Below are 17646 nucleotides of genomic sequence, written 5' to 3'. Positions count from 1 at the left end.
GACAAAAGAAGGCCATGGTTTCTTTAACGCAGAAAATCGGGCTAAGTATTACGATATCATGCTCACATTTATCAAAGAGAACTTAAACGTAAAGTAGTTATCACTTAAACGTTTACACACAAAAAGCCGATACCCGACTAACGGGGTCGGATTTTTTGTTACCTGCAGTATTAATTTACAGCAAATCGCGCTATTCTCCTCGTCCCTTAGCGGTCGCCAAAGTGGGTTTTAACGTACGCTAACACAAACAGTAATGTCGAGTAGTTGGAGGATTTATGGCACTCAGTGAAGCCGCAATAAAAGTACAAGCCGCACTAAAAGATCTCGGTCTTGAAACCCCAATGCTGCCTAAAACGTTCACGCCTGAAGAACGTAAAGTCAAAATTGAACATCACATGCGTGAAATTTTGACCCTTATGTCACTCGATCTAAGCGACGACAGCTTGGCTGATACTCCACGCCGCATTGCAAAAATGTATGTTGATGAGATTTTCTCGGGGCTTGATTACGAAAACTTCCCTAAAATCACTGTTATCGAAAATAAAATGGGCGTTGATGAAATGGTGCGTGTACAAGACATCAGTCTTACCAGCACCTGCGAACATCACTTAGTGACTATTGATGGATTCGCGACAGTCGCTTATTTACCCCGCACAAAAATTATAGGTCTATCGAAAATTAACCGAATCGTGCGATTTTTTGCCCAACGCCCTCAAGTGCAAGAGCGTTTAACTCAACAAGTACTCGTCGCACTGCAAACCTTATTAGAAACCAAAGACGTAGCGGTAAAAATGGATGCGGTGCATTACTGCGTTAAATCCCGCGGCGTGATGGACTCAACCAGCTCGACTACCACCACTGCATTGGGCGGTATTTTTAAATCAAACCCTGCAACCCGCGCTGAGTTTTTACATCTTGTAAAATAGGTTTGAATCATCGCGCAAGCCAATAAAAAAAGCAGCCATCTAATTTAATAATCTAGGGGCTGCTTTTTTGTTGATAATGATTAATAGGAAAAATAATATAAATATTAAATCCCGTATTGCTCACGATAAGCACTAACAGATGCTAACTCTGCTTCCATACCCGGCTTTTCAGACAGATAATTAATTAAATCGGCCAACTTAATAATCGACACAATCTGACAACCAAAATCACGTTCAACTTCTTGAATCGCCGACAACTCACCCTTGCCTTTTTCTTGGCGATCTAATGCAATCAACACGCCTGCAAGCTGTGCATTGTGAGCATTAATGATTTCCATTGATTCACGAATCGCCGTACCGGCGGTGATCACATCGTCCACCAGCATAACTTTGCCTTTTAGCTCGCTGCCCACCAAACTGCCACCTTCACCGTGAGTTTTGGCTTCTTTGCGGTTAAAACAGTATGGAATGTCTACATCGTGATGATCGCACAAAGCAACGGCTGTGGTTGTCGCAATCGGAATGCCTTTATACGCCGGACCAAACAATAAATCGAACTCAATACCCGAATCCATTAATGCCGCAGCGTAAAAGCGACCTAAACGCGCTAAGTCTTTACCGGTATTAAATAATCCAGCATTAAAGAAGTACGGACTCGTACGGCCAGATTTAAGGGTAAACTCACCAAAACGTAATACTTGGCGGGCTAAGGCAAACTCGATAAATTCGCGTTGATAGGCTTTCACGGTTATTCCTCTATAATCAAAATTTAGCTTAAAAAAAAGGACCGTAATCGGTCCTAATTTTTCAACAGCATATTAACTTAATGCGGCTTTCTGTACATCGACAATTTCGCGAATACTGTTTTTAGCTAACACTAACAACTCAAGTAACTCTTCATGGCTAAAGGGTTCGCCTTCTGCAGTACCTTGAATTTCAATAATTTTACCGGTTTCAGTCATCACTACGTTCATGTCTGTTTCTGCAGCACTGTCTTCAATGTATTCTAAATCACTGATCGCTTCGCCATCAAAAATGCCAACGCTTACTGCGGCAATTAAAAACTTAAGTGGGTTAGCTTTAATAATGCCTTTACCACGAGCCCAATTAAGTGCGTCAACCAATGCTACACAAGCACCAGTAATAGCAGCAGTACGTGTACCGCCATCAGCTTGAATCACATCACAATCGATAACGATGGTGTTTTCACCTAACAATTTCATGTCTACAGCGGCACGTAATGCACGGCCAATTAAACGTTGAATTTCTTGGGTACGGCCAGACTGCTTACCACGAGCCGCTTCACGGTCCATACGGCTATGGGTTGAACGCGGTAACATACCATATTCAGCAGTGACCCAACCTTGGCCCTGACCTTTAAGAAAACGCGGTACGCCTTCGGTGAAACTGGCAGTACATAATACTTTTGTGTCGCCAAACTCAACTAAAACAGAGCCTTCAGCATGTGCAGTAAAAGAACGCGTAATAGTGATAGGGCGAGTTTGAGCTGGTGTACGGTTACTTGGGCGCATGAAAAGTCCTGTAGTCGATTTTAGATCATATTTGAGCGCGTATTATAGAGCTTCATGCCGTGAGATGCCACGACAAACCCACGCAATTATCTATCTGTTGCTTAAACAGCGGTAGTCTCAACACTCGATGTAATTGATATAGACCAAGATAAGCAACAATTCTATCGACAAATCCTTTAATCTGGTCACCTAAAACGGCTATAATCAAGCCACATTCGCAAAATAATATAATAGGCAACTTCATGATCCAAAGCATGACAGCGTACGCTCGTATCGAGCACAAAGCACAATGGGGCACCGCCTCATGGGAAATCCGTTCAGTCAACCAGCGCTACCTAGAAACCTACCTGCGCCTGCCTGAGCAGTTCCGCAGCTTTGAACCTGTCTTACGCGATCGCCTACGTAAACGCCTTAACCGTGGCAAAGTAGAAGTGAACTTGCGTTATGAGCTTGCCGATAACAGCAGCAACGAACTACAACTAAACCAAGATCTCGCCAAGCAATTACTTAACGCAGCCAACTGGTTAAAACAAGAAGCCGGTCAAGGCGAGCTAAGCCTAACAGACGTATTACGCTGGCCTGGCGTGCTAGCCTCAGCCGAACAAGACATGGACAGCATTGGCGCAGAGCTAATGACTGCATTCGACAGCGCTATCGATCAGTTTATCGAAGCCCGTGGCCGTGAAGGTGAGGCCATTAAAGACATGTTACTGACTCGCTTAGACGGCGTAATGGAACAAGTGAACGTGGTTCGTGAGCACATGCCAACCGTAATGAAGTACCAACGTGAAAAACTCACTAACCGCTTAGCAGACATTGCTGGCGAATTAGATCCTGCTCGTATTGAACAAGAAATGGTACTGCTAGCACAAAAGCAAGATGTCGCCGAAGAAATGGATCGCCTCGAAGCCCACGTAGTAGAAGCTCGTCGCATTCTTAAAAAAGGTGGCAGCGAAGGCCGCCGCTTAGACTTTATGATGCAAGAGTTTAACCGCGAATCAAATACTTTAGCCTCAAAATCAATCAGTGCAGAAATCACTTCAGCAGCTGTAGAATTAAAAGTATTAATTGAGCAAATGCGCGAGCAGATCCAAAATGTCGAGTAAGCTTTAAGTTTGGACCTAGTAATATTAAGCCCAGCATTGCTGGGCTTAATTGTTTGTCTGAGCGAGTGGATTACATCTTAGTTTGTATCACGCTTTCTGGGGTAATCAGCTTAGCGCTTTCAGTCAATCCATCTAATATTGAATCCCGTATATAAATAGGAAAATCATGCGGTATTTGTGCTATTACTGTCTTTATCACCGCGTCAATCTGATTAACTGTTTCAAGCAAAATAGTATTCATAGTATCGGCATCAAAACCCACCGCCTTGGCGGTTTGAATAAAGTGTCTAGGGAAGATTTGTGCAACGTACCCTTACACGCTATAGCCGTTAAAATAAAACTTACACGCTTTAGCGTGTAAAACACTCACATAACAACTTCCTCTTGCTGTTAATTATAGAGACCTATCATAACCAGCGAGATGCACTCTAATATAAAATTCGACCTACAATGGCGAGTTATCTGACTTATCAAATGTAACAGCCCTCCACTAATATTTAGCTGATTTAACACAACGACTGCATACACTGTTTTATTTAATCGACACTATCTTATTGCGGTTAATCTCCACTAACTAGAATAACATGAAACCTTTAAGTACGTAATTCAATAACCTAGTGAGCACGAGAAAACGCGATGGTTTGTCATATTGTTCACATTTTTAACATTAAAAGAATATGTCACTCAATAGCTTGAATTGAGTCACTAACCCAAAATACATTGTGATATATCTTTCAATGGCTAAGTCCTGAAAATAATACCTAAATCCATTGGGAGAAATACTATGTTTTATGTACACATGCTGCTGTTATTAGCGGTGATATTTGTAGGTATACGCCATGGCGGTGTCGCCTTTGGTTTACTCGGTGGGTTAGGAGTTTCGGTACTCGCTTTCGTATTTGGCATCGCGCCAGGTACACCACCTGTCAGTGTAATGTTAATTATTCTAGCGGTTGTAGCTGCCTCTGCGACATTAGAAGCCACTGGTGGTTTAACGCTGTTAGTAAAGTTTGCCGAAAAACTGTTACGCAAACATCCTGAACATATTGTCTTTTTAGGCCCTCTTTGTACTTATACGTTAACGGTATTGGTTGGTACAGGCCATTCTGTTTATCCACTACTTCCTGTTATTTACGATGTATCGTACAAAAAAGGTATCCGTCCAGAGCGTCCATTGGCAATGGCAACTGTTGCTTCGCAAATGGGTATTACAGCCAGTCCAATTGCCGCTGCAGCCGCAGTAGTACTAGCAACCGCTGTTGATAACAATCTTGATATTAACTTACTTGATGTACTAATGGTGACCATCCCAGCTACCTTAACAGGTTTGCTAGTGGCGTGTACTTGGAGCTTAAAGCGCGGTAAAGATTTAGATAAAGATGAAGATTTTCAGGCGCGCCTTATTGATACAGAGTTCCGCGAAGCATTAACAGACCCAGCAGCTGACAAGGTTCAAACACCAGAAGCGAAGTCTACGGCGAAGAAAGGCTTAATCATATTCTTACTCGGTATTTTTGCCGTTATCATGGTAGCGATGTTTAGTAAGCAAGTTCTGCCTGCTGGCGTAAAAATGTCGGTCGCGATTCAGTTTATGATGCTGACCGTCGGTGGTTTGATATTGTTGGCCACTAACGTGTCACCGAAAAAAATTGTCACCAGTAATGTGTTTACAGCCGGTATGACCGCGGTCATTATTATTTTCGGTATTGCGTGGATGAGTGACACGATTATTACTCACCATAAAAGCTTTTTGATTGCTGCCGTAAGTGACCTTGTGAGTGTTTATCCATGGACATTCGCTATCGCGATGTTTGTGTCTTCAATATTCTTAAAAAGTCAGGCTGCAGTATTAACCATTATGTTGCCATTAGGGTATTCATTAGGGATCCCAGCACCAGTATTAATCGGTGTACTACCAGCGTGTTATGCCTACTTCTTCTTCCCATTCTACCCAAGCGATTTAGCGGCGATTAGTTTTGATAGAACTGGCACAACTCATATTGGAAAATATGTACTTAACCACAGCTTTATTATTCCTGGATTTATCGGTGTAGGTACTGCAACTGTTGTTGGTTACTTCATATCAATGGCAATTAACTAATCTCAACTTATGTTTTGATTTGAGCTTTGAATAAAGCGATAAACCGCTAGTGACTCACTAGCAACCATAAAAATGGCAGCCACTGTGGCTGCCATTTTTGTTTTTAATTATTGAGAAGCCAAGTTCTAAGACCTATAAAACTAAGATTATCTAACCTGAACCCTGGATAAGAGATGCATTTATAATGATAAAAATCAATACATTAAGCTCAACCTACTTTCAAGCGTGTAATTTGTTTTACTAACAAGGCGAATTAACGCGTCAATAGCTAGTCTATTGCAAGTTAATTCAACGCAGTTAGAAAGACAAAGGACTGTTTGAAAGGTGTTTGTTATCCAGAGTTCAGGTTATCTAGCGAGTTATCGACAGGTTTATTCGTTAATCCGCCCACCATATCGTCCTCTGCAACACGCCGTAAACCCATCCATGGGGGCTTGACGAAAACATCCTGTTTTCAACAGCTGCAGATGCCAATATGGTTAGCTTATCCTACGGCTAATTTTGCAGCTTCATGCCACATAGCATCAGGCATGGGAGTCATTAACTTCCATGTTATATTCATAGGCTGCGCCCCAGAGTGTTCTATGTAACCCGCTTCGCCAAAATTGACAAAACCCATGGTGCGGCCGTTTTCATCTTTCGCTTGCTCACGCACAAACAAAATCAATTTACGGCCCATTTTTTCATGCTCGATATAGCCTAAACCTCTGCCATATTCTGGTCTCGCGCTATTTTGAGATTGCCAATGGAATAGCGATTCATTAATTGCGTAATCATGGTACATGGTCGTTGGTGAAAATTGTTTGACCGACTTTTTCAAGGTAACAAAAAGTAATTCAACATTAAGATCGTTAAGGACTAAAACGCCTTCCCTTGCGGTTGATTTTCTGTCAAAAGAACTTGCACCACTAGCGGCGAGTATTTGTTCCCTGGTATATCTTGAATGCACTTTTAACGCAGGTATTGAGGAGATATGCATTTCAAGTTCACTATGATGAATTCGATCTATAAGTAACGATATAACATCAAGCAGTTCTGCTTGTAATTGAGTATGTCTCAACGCAGCTAAACTTTGCTTAAGGCTAGTAAAACCTAGCTCGGTTCCTGACTTATCCCAAAAATTATAGTGGCACATTAATGCAAATTGGCACAGGGTCGCATCCATATCATCGAAACTGAAGTTATCAATAATTAGCTGCTTTAAAAACTGCAAATATGAAATGGAATTGCAGCCGAGCAAATGATAATTTATCGCACGATAGTAGGCTTTAGCTAGAATTACGTTTAAATTCGGTTCATTAATTTGATTGTTATTTGCACTATCAACCAATTCTAACCAACTCATTTTTAGCTTATAAATGTCTTCTAAATTAACATTAGGATTAAAGCGCAGAAAATTAGATAGGGTTAAGGTTAGCGTACTTTGGTGCTCAAAATTATTAATGAGCTGTCGTAATCGATTGGCATTCATCGTTGCACGACTAATATTTCTTAAAATCATTGCCTGAGTCTGTTCTTCAAGCTCAATTCGACACCCTAATGGTAAATGAGGGAAATCATTGGTTATCTCATCTTTAATAGATTGATTTGTTTTACCAACCAGCGCCCTAAACTTTTGTGAAAAATCATATTCATCACGAGAATTACCCACAAAATCCAAAACTGTGCAGCATTGTTTATCATCCGTTAAACGCAATCCTCTTCCAAGCTGTTGTAAAAAGATGGTCAGGCTTTCTGTTGGACGTAAAAACAATAACGTATCAACTTCAGGAATATCTACGCCTTCATTAAAAATATCGACAACACACAAAATGTGTACATTACCGCTGATTAAACTCTGGCGTTTTTGTTGCCTCTCATGACTATTATCACTGGTGAGGACATCAGCACTAATACCGGCTAGGGTAAACTTACTCGCCATGTATTCGGCATGCTGTTTACTGACACAAAACGCCAAGGCTTTTATCTGACGAATGTCAGTAACGGTGTCATTCAAGCTTCTAATAATGCGCGTGACTCGTTGTTCATTATGAGTATAAAGATGACTTAACTCTGCAATGTCATAGCGCCCTTGATGCCATTTTATTTTGCGAAGGTCGGTATCATCATCAATAGCAAAATACTGAAAAGGACATAAATAGCGCTGATTGATTGCTTCGGGTAAACGGATTTCTGCCGCTATAACCCCACAAAAATCATCAAGGATATTTTGCCCATCATGACGCTCAGGCGTGGCAGTCAATCCTAATAAGATGTTAGGTGAGAAATGTTCTAACAATCCTCGGTAACTACTGGCTGCAATGTGATGTACCTCATCTATAACAATATAATCATAAAAATCAGCGGTGAGCGGCAAGCTTGATAATTGCAGATTCAAGCTTTGTATCGAAGCAAACAAGTGCTGGTAGCTATGAGGCTTATGCTCAGCAACCCACAATTCACCAAACTGATTATTCTTCAATACACCACGATACGCAGACAAAGCTTGCTTAAGAATTTCTTGTCGATGAGCCACGAATAAGAAATTAGCTTCTGGATGCTGTTTATAAAAACGTGCAAAATCAAACGCTGAAATAAGCGTTTTACCAGTGCCCGTTGCCGCAACTATTAGATTTTTATACCGCTGATGGATACTACGCTCAACATTTAACTGCTCAAGAATCTCTCGCTGATGTGCAAAGGGTTTTATATCAAAATGAAAGGTGCTGCTTTCGCTATAACTACCTTTAGCCTCACGTAATGCTTCATGAAGCTTGTTTTTAGATTCAATATCGCCATCAAATAATTCAAATTCATTGGATTGCCAATATGACTCAAAGGTGTTGAGGGATTTATCGATTATGTGAGGAATTTCTTGGGTGGTTATTTTTAAATTCCATTCAAGACCACTCGTCAACGCAGAATGCGATAAATTCGATGACCCTATATAACCGGTATGAAATCCTGTATTGCGCAAAAATAAATAAGATTTCGCATGCAGGCGCTCGCGCTTGGTGTTGTAACTCAATTTAACTTCGGTGTTAGGTAGGCTCGCTAAAAACTCGACCGCTTTAGCATCCGTCGCACCCATATAAGATGTCGTGATGACCCGCAGGGTTTTGCCACTTCGAGTGAACTCTTCAAGTTCATTCTTGAAAATTCGAATGCCGGCCCACTTAATAAAAGACACTAACCAATAAATTTTATCCGCTGAACGGATCTCACGCTTTAACTCAGTGTCTAAAGAAATTCCGGCGTTGCTACCACAAAAAAGTTCGCTTTGGCTTAATCCTGTTAGCGGATAAATGGCTTTAGTAAACGCAGGAAAGTCCGTCGATATGGGATTTTTTTTATCAAATAGCGCTGTTAATATACGGCCTTTACTATCGAGTAAGTTTTCAGTAATCAATTGATCATCTTGAACATGATCTTTCAACCAAAGCACTAACTTATTTGCCAAGCCGATTTGCTCTGTGAGTTGATTGTCTCCGCTAGGGATTGCACCAATGGCACTCTCCATTATCTTGGTCAAAAATCTTGATAGCCAAACACTGGCCTCAGCGCTTTCTAATGGCCGCTCACCTAAATAGAACACATCACGATTGATGCTTTTATCTATCAGTTGAGTAATAAGCTTTTCATAAATACCAACTTGTTCCATGTCAGATAGGCCTTTTGAAAGTGAAAACACTAAGAATATACCATAGCAATAAGTGCATATTACGACTAATAATAATATTATTTGTCAATAAAATGCTTACAGAACAACGATTAAATTAGCGCACCAACACATACCTTGTGCTTCTTCCGCCCGCACCGGTTTTAACCAAACATTGTTGTTCAACTAGTTGAGCTAAATGGCGAGTTGCGGTTGCGCGGCTGACTTTAGCCACTTTTTGATATTGGCTGCTGCTGATCCCATCACTAAAATCACCATCAAGCAGCCGGTTAAGTACCTTAACTTGTTCTGTTGTTAATGTTGGAGTGAGTAAGCGCCGATCGACACGAAGCCAGAATTGGGTTTTCGCGATGGTTTGTTCAATGTTATTGAGAGTGTGTTGAACAGCATCATTTAAGGTGTCTAAAAACCATAGTAGCCAAGGTGTAATATCGAGGGAGCCCTGTTGGGTAGACTCTAATATTGCGTAATAGGCTTTGCGTCGCTCAAGTATGCTAACTGACATAGCGTAAAAATGAATCGAACGATGTTCAGCTTGCGCTAATGCTAAGTCGGTGAGTAAACGGGTGATACGCCCATTACCATCATCAAGCGGATGCAAGGTGACAAACCACAAATGAGTGATGGCCGCTCGTACTAGTGGATCAAGGTCAGCATGTTTTCGTGATTGATTAAACCACTCAATAAACTGCGTTAAACTTTGGTCTAGCGTATCTCGAGGAGGCGCTTCAAAATGGACTGTCGGTTTGTCTAAACGCCCCGATACCACCTGCATAGGCTCATCGCCGCGTAACTTACCGCCAATAACAGGATTAAACACGGCTTGGTTACTCGGAAACAACAGAGCATGCCAATCTAAAATACGCGTTAGGCTAAGTGGCTGTTGCCAGTTTTGTAGCGCATCTAAGGTGATAACGGCTAAACCATCGGTTTGTGCAGTTGTGGGATAAGGGTTTTCTTCGCTCACCCCAAGTTTATTGGCCAAAGATGAACGTACAGACAATGCGTTGAGCGTTTCGCCTTCTATCGCACTTGAATGAACGATGTTGGCGATCATAGTATCGAGTGTCCATTGACTAACAGATTCAGTGCCTATCTTACCCAGTAGCAAACCTTGGTTAAATTGAATTTGACGCAATAAAGGATTAATACGGATATGGTCCCATACAAAATCAGGCCATTCTTGTTGTTGCCAAATCCACATATTAACCTCTGTTTAGCTGACTTAAATACTGCTTTGATGCAAATACCAACCTATTCTACTCACCATATGAGGCAAATAGCAATTTATTCGCCTCACCATATGAGGCGAATAGGATAGTTAATTGCCTCATGACTCCTACTAGCAAGCTCGATAACACCTTGGCTGGCATTTCGGTATAATCATTTACTGATTCAATAACCTTCAAATAACCCAATGTGACTGTAAATAATGACACCCAAGCCGACTGAACTATCAACAACGCCACAAGCCGATATGCCTAAACCCACTTTGACGAACAAGTTGGCTAATAAAGTATTTATTATCGGTTTGCCGCGTACCGGCACTACTAGTGTAAGTGTGGCCTTGCTTGAGCAAGGATTAACGGTTGCCCATCAGGCCTTTACTAAACAGGTATTTATGTTGGCCGATGCGGTATCTGATGCGCCGTGCTTTAGTGATTACCAACAATTAGATACGCTATTCCCCAACGCTAAATTTGTCTATTTAGATAGGCCGCTAGATAAGTGGTTACCGTCGATGCAAATGCTATTGAGCAGAATGTTAGTACATTTAGATAAGGACAATGGTCGCTTTCATCCAATAATGAAACGCAGCTTTAATCATTGTTTTGATATATGGCAGGTTGAAGATGTGTTTGATGACGACCATTTAACGGCCTGTTATCAACGCCACCAGCAGCAAGTGTTGAGCTATTTTGCAGGGCGAGATGACTTTATAACCATTGATATCAGCGTTGCTGGTAGCTTTGCTACGTTGCTGCAGTTTATTGATTTAGTTGAGCCTGATACGGCCGAACTCCCACAACCAAACTTTCCACAGTTAAACATGGGCCGCAATGTGGCCAGCTGGGATGAATATAAACACCCAAATAAAATTAGCGCTAATGCAGCAGGGCCTGATAAACGTAAGTTTTTTGATTACCGACTTTAACGATTTAAATTTAGAATGAGCCAGTTAATACAGCACTACTCGCGCGGCAGCAGCTTTTAACCGTTTATATATCTCGCAGATGTTACTTAACCTGAACTCGGGATCAGGAATGTGTTGATGAGTTTACAAAATCAACACTTTAACTAAAATTCACTTTCAAGCTTGTCATTTGTTTTACTAACAAGGCGAATTGACACGTCAATAGCTAGTCTATTGCAAGTCTTCTTGTGTAAAGAATAACGCAGTTAGGAAGGCAAAGGGCTGTTTGAAAGGCGTTTATTATCCCGAATTCAGGTTACTTATCTTTATTGCGCTTTTTCTTTGCGACGGTTAGCCAGTCTAAGCTAACGCCTGAAATGGCATTAAAGCCACGAATACGGAAAATAAGTGTCAGTAATTGAGGCCTTGGACGAGTTTTGGGCTCGACCGAGCGTGGAATAAACCACAATGCCATTAACGACCGCATACAGGTTGATACAATAAACACCACAAATATTGGACTGCTTAACCAAGCGTCCAACCCTGACCAAATTAGAAATGCTTCAGAATATGAAGCAATTACACCACCGACCATAGCACCAATAAATACAAAACCGGCACTTAAGCCTGCTTGTAAGGCTGCATAGATGGCAAAGTCACTGCGAAAGGGGCGAATATCATAAAGATAATTAGCGGTGCTTAAGGTAAAGCCGCTCCAACCAAAACCGGCAAATGCTTGAATGGCAAGAATGTATAAATAATTATCAGAGAATAACCATAGTAATGGCAAACTCGGAATTAAACAGCTGGTGATAATCATCACTAACCGATTGCCATATAAATCGCTAAAGCGGCCCCAAAATCTTAACGTGATGAACTGAGTAAAAATAGACGCTACGCTCGAAAGGACAAATTCAAAATAACTAAATTGCAGATCGTCCAACATATACACCGCAAAAAACGGTGCCGATATTGCCACCATGCACTGCATACCCGCCACAAATAAACTGTAATGCCTGAACGTTTTATCTTTCCATGCTTGGCGAAAGTTATATAGGGTTTGAGTAAACACCCCTGATGCTTTTGCCACTCTCGGTTCTGGGTCATGCATTTGCAATAGCAACCAAGCAGATGCAAAACGCCCCATAGCAGCAATCGAAAACAGTAAGCTAAACCCTAACCATGCCATATGTACTGAGTCGGTTAGCGTTAATATGCCACCGCCGACAAAGAACACACTCAGCGATGCCATCATGGTTAAGCGGGTGCGAGAAGCAAAAAAGGCTCCACGACGACGCTGCGGCACTATCATGCCCATCCATGCACGCCAGTGCGGTTGAATGAGATTGATAAATCCTTGATATAGCACCGCCAAGCCAATAAATATCCACACTGCATTATCTGGTCTAAATGCCGCAAGTGCGCCCATGGCCAATACCACAATTGCCTGTAAAACCGCACATGCGACAATAAACTGCCGACGGCTAAAATGACTCGCCAACCAAACAGACAACAGCTGTGTCATGGCACCAAACAGCTGCGGTAAGCCCGTCACCCAACCCATTTGGCCTAGGCTTGCCCCTAAGAATATGGCATAAGCATTAAAAAAGTTATCACTGGTGGCATTCATGGTAGACGACGCCACCGCCTCTTGCTGACTACGTCGCAAAGTACACCTCAGCCACGACAATCTATCGCGACTGCGTGAACAAGCATTAGCGGAACTAGATGAATAATCTAAAGCCATAAGAGGTATGAATACACGCCATTGATAAGTGAGTGACTAAGGATACTGGTTAACGTAACGGATTAACGTCACGAGTTAAAATTATGGCCGATAAGTGACCAGCTCACAATCTATAGCGATCACATAATCCGCTATTGTCATTGTAAGTTTAAGTGCGTACTGAAAGCCCCATAAACACAAAAGCCCTGTCGATATAAACCGACAGGGCTTTTTGCACATCAATACTAAAGTAAACACTCACCTAACAAAAAGACACTATGCCTTCGGTGACATATTGCTCAGGCAGCTTTTGTAATTGTTTTAGTAATAAAGGATTACCCAGTAAATACGCTAACTCTTGGCGCGTAAATAGGTCGACAATATTATATTGGCATTGTGCTTCTTGTACTTTTACTCGAGTAATGGCTTCGAGTGACTCAACTGCAGAACCGGGTAAACGGTGAGGCCTTTTATCAATAATGTCTAAATGAAGCGCCATTAACTCAGGGTCTTGCAATAATCTTGATAACGTCCACGGCTGAGCAATGGCGTTAATATATTCAGCACGACGTGATAACGACTCAAGGCTAAGCTGTGGCGGACATATTTCTTCAGGCGTTGCTAATATTTGCATACGCTTAACCCATAACCCCAAACGTTCCGAACCTGTCATGCCTGACAAAGGTACCGCAAGCCATAAACCTATTAATGCTGGACTCATCCAAGCCAGTAAAGTAAGCGAATCCAATACTGCGGCGTAACCTAGTAACACGCCAATTATCATGTGCCAACGATGGCGATAAATCAGGGTTAACCAAGGTAAGCTGCCATCGTCACGTCGCTGTGGTGCCCAACCGCTATCACGTCCGGCTAAAATCGATACGACTGCGCCACAATGAATTAGCATCATAATAGGTGCAATCAATGCCGATAATATAACCTCTACCACAACGCTAATCATCACCTTACCCCGACCGCCCAATTGTCGGCTCATCTTGCTATTTTTGAGTAATAACAACACGCCAAAAATTTTGGGGCCGAACAATATTCCCATAGTGATATAGAACAAGCGCAATGCTCGGTCTGAGTCCATTACAGGCCAAGTGGGAAATAGCGAAAACTGATCAGTAAAATACTCAGGGCGAATAAAGTGCGCTTGTAATGCCAGCATTAAGCCTGACAAAATAAGCAGCAACCAAAATGAAGATGACAAGTAAGCCATTATCCCAGAAAGCAAATGTAAGCGGCTAACCCAGTGCAATCCTTTGGCAAACAATACTCGTGAATGTTGCAAGTTACCTTGGCACCAACGACGATCACGTACTGCTAAATCGACAATAGAGGGTGGGCATTCTTCATAAGACCCTGGAAGATCAGCGGCTATGACCACACTCCAACCAGCACGTCGAATCAATGCTGCTTCAACAAAATCATGGCTCATAATATGACCACCAAAAGGAGGCTTACCAGCCAGATTTGGTAACCCTGCAGCACTCATAAAAGCTTTGGTGCGAATAATGGCATTATGCCCCCAAAAGTTACCTTCTTTATCCGCCCACCAAGATAAACCAGTTCCAATAACCGGACCATATATTCGCGCAGCAAATTGCTGTAGCCGCGCCATTAAGGTGTTGCCATTGATTAAATAAGGAATGGTTTGGATAAGCCCTGCATCTGGATCGGCCTGCATCCGCTGAGCTAGACTAACAATAGTGTGGGTTTCCATTAAACTGTCGGCGTCTAGCACTAACAAATGGTCGTATCGGGCGCCCCAGCGTTTACAAAAGTCACCCACATTACCGGCTTTACGGGCATCATTTTTACGACGGCGACGATAATAGACCCGCGCATCTTTACTCACTTGATGACGCAGAATCAAAAACGCTTGCTCTTCCGCTAACGCGATATCGGGGTCAGTCGTGTCGCTTAATATAAACCAGTCGAATGCATGTGCTTCGCCCGACGCTGCTAGCGCCATGGACATCACTTCAACCGCAGCAAAAACGCGATCGGGCGATTCGTTATAAGTCGGCATTAATATCGCGGTGCGGGTATGCAGACTAACTGTTGTGATTGGTGCCGATGCAGTATTTTTTAACAGCATCACAAAGCCTGCTACGCCGCCACTAAACGCCAATGCAATCCAACAAAAGTTAACGGCAAACAAGACCAAAACAATGTATTCAAGTGGTGTCACACCGCCGACGTTAAATACCGATACCATCTCATAAATCGCCATAATCGACATAATAACAGCACTGCCAACCACTAAAAGTCGGCGCAAGCCGTCAGACGTTACACCATTAGCGATGATGCTTTTACGCGGCATGCCTTCTGACAACGCACGTAAGCTTTGTGGTTCCATTGGGCTTGGCCGTTCTAACGGCATCGCAGCACCGCCAACTAATATGGTTTCTATGTCGCTATTTGTAGATTCTGTCTGCATCATGTTTGTTATTACTTAGTCCAACGGTAAAGCCAGGTTTCGACATCACGTGTGCCAGTAAATTTAAGCTCAGCACGTAGTTCAATCAATTCCGCATCTTGTGGATCCATTTCAAATGCCAAACGATAGCCATTGATTTTAGGCTGACGAGACACCACCACATTGATCACTTCACCTGCAGAACTCTGCACTTTGGCGACAGGAATTTCATCGTTATTGCCTTCTTTTACTTGATAGTCGATAACAAATAAACGCCTTGGCGTCGCTTTAGCGATATCTGCTCGACCACTAGCCGTGCGGGCAACAATCACGGTGCCGTCATCAACTTCGGGTTCGCTGCCCCAAATTAATCGATAAGTAAAATGAAACTCGCTACCCGCAGCAATAGGTTGTTTAGGTTTCCAGTAGCTGACGATGTTGTCATGAATTTCAGAGTCGGTTGGAATTTCGGTTAACACTACCTCACCCGCGCCCCAATTTCCGACAGGTTCAACCCATAAACTTGGACGACGTTCATAGTGGGCTTCAAGATCTTGATACGCATCAAAACTGCGTTCGCGTTGAATTAAGCCAAACCCTTGAGGCGAGTTGTCCATAAAGGCACTGACTTGCAATTGCTTTGGATTGGCCAGCGGACGCCATAAACGCTCACCACGACCATTCAATATCAATAACGCGTCTGAATCATGCACTTCAGGTCTAAAGTCATCAGTGTTTTGACGACCATTCATTGAATGTAAAAACATACTGGTGCTAGGCGCTAAACCGACTTTAACTAAATCTTTGCGCGGAAATAAGGTCGCTTCCACATCAATATGCGTATTCTCGCCAGGTCTAACTGAGAATCGATATGCCCCTGCAACACTAGGGCTGTCTAACAATGCATGTACCACAATTAAGTTACTGTCGCTGTTTGGGCGCTCGACCCAAAAGGCACGAAATATAGGAAACTCTTCTCCTTCAGGTTCAGCGGTATTTAACGCTAACCCCCTTGAAGACAAGCCGTAATCGTTGCCTTTTCCTAAAGCGCGGAAATAACTCGCCCCTTGGAATACCATAAGCTCATCAAAATACGCAGGGGTATTGAGCGGATAATGGATGCGTAAACCAGAATAACCAATATCTTGGGTCGGTAAACGCTGACTTAACACATCACCTGCAGTAAAAAATTCTGAGTTATAGGCTAAATGGGTGGCTTGACTGCCTTCAACCAAGGCAATTTCAATCAAGTCTTGGAAATAAAAACCCCGATGGAACAATTGCATTTGATATGGCAAACCTTCGGCTTTCCAAATGGAGGCTTCTGGCTTAAAGCGAATGTCTCGGTATTCATCGTAAGAAATTTTAGCCAAACCAGGCGGTAATGGATCTTTAAGTTCTACATAGGGGTTTTTCGCTAATTTACGCGCAATTTTAACCACCGAATCAGAGTCAAAATTAGCCGTTTTGGCAAAACGTATTTTGGTTTCTGTATTCAGATTATTTGGTGATTTCACAATCGCTTGTTCATCTGCATAAGTTTGCAGCGGTATGGTCACGCTAGGCGGTGTGGGTGTAACAATCGGTGGAGTAAGTTCTTGTGCGGCAAGGTTAAAACAAAGCCCTGCAGCTATAGCTAACGACAAGCACGTTAGTGATTTTTTGACAGTTTGAGATGAGGCCGAAGTACGACTACTCAGTAAGCTAACCATAATAGGCTACCTAAAAAATACAGCGTTAATATGCGAGTTTCAGAGCGGTTATTGCGGCAAAATATCTTGGTACACAACCCTATGCTCTATTTTGCGAACGATATCAGAATGTCGAAAAAATGCACATGTATTTATAGGGAAAGCCGATTAACATCTATAACATTTTAATCTATTGATATATCGAAATAGCACAAAAGGGAGAGTGAAAACTACCGCATTGTTATTTATCAGATTTATAGGCTATTCATTTCAATCGTAATGAATATATTAACTGTACCGCCAACCATTAATCACCTTTAAATTCAACTGGTTACTATAATGCCAAA

Annotated in this window: 11 protein-coding genes; 4 read left to right on the top strand and 7 right to left on the bottom strand. The window is 42.3% G+C overall.

The features are described from left to right. Positions 1–275 precede the first annotated feature (275 nt). Positions 276–926 (top strand): GTP cyclohydrolase I FolE, encoded by a 651-nt coding sequence (gene folE, locus ABIS04_RS00465; protein ID WP_137223941.1) that lies wholly within the window; start codon positions 276–278, stop codon positions 924–926. Positions 927–1030: 104 nt separating this feature from the next. Here folE and pyrE read toward each other — a convergent pair whose 3' ends face one another. Continuing rightward, positions 1031–1672 (bottom strand): orotate phosphoribosyltransferase, encoded by a 642-nt coding sequence (pyrE, locus tag ABIS04_RS00460; RefSeq protein ID WP_137223942.1) that lies wholly within the window; start codon positions 1670–1672, stop codon positions 1031–1033. Positions 1673–1744: 72 nt separating this feature from the next. Beyond that, positions 1745–2458, bottom strand: a complete 714-nt coding sequence (gene rph, locus ABIS04_RS00455; RefSeq protein WP_137223944.1) for a ribonuclease PH — start codon at positions 2456–2458, stop codon at positions 1745–1747. Between the two features lie 242 nt (positions 2459–2700). Here rph and ABIS04_RS00450 point away from each other — a divergent pair, with 242 nt between their 5' ends. Both ABIS04_RS00450 and ABIS04_RS00445 read left to right on the top strand, forming a co-directional pair. Further along, positions 2701–3564: a YicC/YloC family endoribonuclease gene (locus tag ABIS04_RS00450; RefSeq protein WP_350432242.1), complete on the top strand. Its 864-nt coding sequence runs from the start codon at positions 2701–2703 to the stop codon at positions 3562–3564. Positions 3565–4348: 784 nt separating this feature from the next. Further along, positions 4349–5665 carry an anaerobic C4-dicarboxylate transporter gene (locus ABIS04_RS00445; protein ID WP_137223948.1) on the top strand — a complete coding sequence of 439 codons (1317 nt, stop codon included), beginning with the start codon at positions 4349–4351 and terminating at the stop codon, positions 5663–5665. Positions 5666–6149: 484 nt separating this feature from the next. Here the strand turns inward: ABIS04_RS00445 and ABIS04_RS00440 are convergent, their stop codons facing one another. Beyond that, positions 6150–9305, bottom strand: coding sequence for a DUF3427 domain-containing protein (locus ABIS04_RS00440; RefSeq protein WP_350432240.1), 3156 nt, complete (start codon positions 9303–9305; stop codon positions 6150–6152). Positions 9306–9420: 115 nt separating this feature from the next. Beyond that, positions 9421–10527, bottom strand: a complete 1107-nt coding sequence (locus ABIS04_RS00435; protein WP_350432239.1) for a Fic family protein — start codon at positions 10525–10527, stop codon at positions 9421–9423. 273 nt (positions 10528–10800) lie between these two features. Between ABIS04_RS00435 and ABIS04_RS00430 the strand changes: the two genes are divergently transcribed. Further along, entirely contained in the window at positions 10801–11478 is a 678-nt protein-coding gene (locus ABIS04_RS00430; protein WP_350433362.1) for a sulfotransferase family protein, read from the top strand. 295 nt (positions 11479–11773) lie between these two features. Here the strand turns inward: ABIS04_RS00430 and ABIS04_RS00425 are convergent, their stop codons facing one another. From ABIS04_RS00425 to ABIS04_RS00415, 3 genes are all read right to left on the bottom strand, one after another. Then, positions 11774–13204 (bottom strand): MFS transporter, encoded by a 1431-nt coding sequence (locus ABIS04_RS00425; RefSeq protein WP_350432238.1) that lies wholly within the window; start codon positions 13202–13204, stop codon positions 11774–11776. 241 nt (positions 13205–13445) lie between these two features. After that, positions 13446–15632: a glucans biosynthesis glucosyltransferase MdoH gene (gene mdoH, locus ABIS04_RS00420; protein ID WP_350432237.1), complete on the bottom strand. Its 2187-nt coding sequence runs from the start codon at positions 15630–15632 to the stop codon at positions 13446–13448. 8 nt (positions 15633–15640) lie between these two features. Next, positions 15641–17320: a glucan biosynthesis protein G gene (locus ABIS04_RS00415; protein ID WP_350432236.1), complete on the bottom strand. Its 1680-nt coding sequence runs from the start codon at positions 17318–17320 to the stop codon at positions 15641–15643. Positions 17321–17646: the final 326 nt, after the last annotated feature.

The sequence above is a fragment of the Shewanella sp. H8 genome, from assembly GCF_040285065.1.
GTDB classification, from domain to species: Bacteria; Pseudomonadota; Gammaproteobacteria; order Enterobacterales; family Shewanellaceae; genus Shewanella; species Shewanella polaris.
Note: the sequence above shows the minus strand (reverse complement) of the source record. Positions and strands in the feature narration are given on the sequence as shown.

Excerpts from the sequence above, each read along its gene's own strand:
- ABIS04_RS00415 (WP_350432236.1), bottom strand. The coding sequence starts at position 17,320 with ATGGTTAGCTTACTGAGTAGTCGTACTTCGGCCTCATCTCAAACTGTC.
- ABIS04_RS00435 (WP_350432239.1), bottom strand. The coding sequence starts at position 10,527 with ATGTGGATTTGGCAACAACAAGAATGGCCTGATTTTGTATGGGACCAT.
- ABIS04_RS00450 (WP_350432242.1), top strand. The coding sequence starts at position 2,701 with ATGATCCAAAGCATGACAGCGTACGCTCGTATCGAGCACAAAGCACAA.
- ABIS04_RS00430 (WP_350433362.1), top strand. The coding sequence starts at position 10,801 with ATGCCTAAACCCACTTTGACGAACAAGTTGGCTAATAAAGTATTTATT.
- ABIS04_RS00445 (WP_137223948.1), top strand. The coding sequence starts at position 4,349 with ATGTTTTATGTACACATGCTGCTGTTATTAGCGGTGATATTTGTAGGT.
- ABIS04_RS00440 (WP_350432240.1), bottom strand. The coding sequence starts at position 9,305 with ATGGAACAAGTTGGTATTTATGAAAAGCTTATTACTCAACTGATAGAT.
- ABIS04_RS00425 (WP_350432238.1), bottom strand. The coding sequence starts at position 13,204 with ATGGCTTTAGATTATTCATCTAGTTCCGCTAATGCTTGTTCACGCAGT.
- mdoH (WP_350432237.1), bottom strand. The coding sequence starts at position 15,632 with ATGATGCAGACAGAATCTACAAATAGCGACATAGAAACCATATTAGTT.
- folE (WP_137223941.1), top strand. The coding sequence starts at position 276 with ATGGCACTCAGTGAAGCCGCAATAAAAGTACAAGCCGCACTAAAAGAT.
- rph (WP_137223944.1), bottom strand. The coding sequence starts at position 2,458 with ATGCGCCCAAGTAACCGTACACCAGCTCAAACTCGCCCTATCACTATT.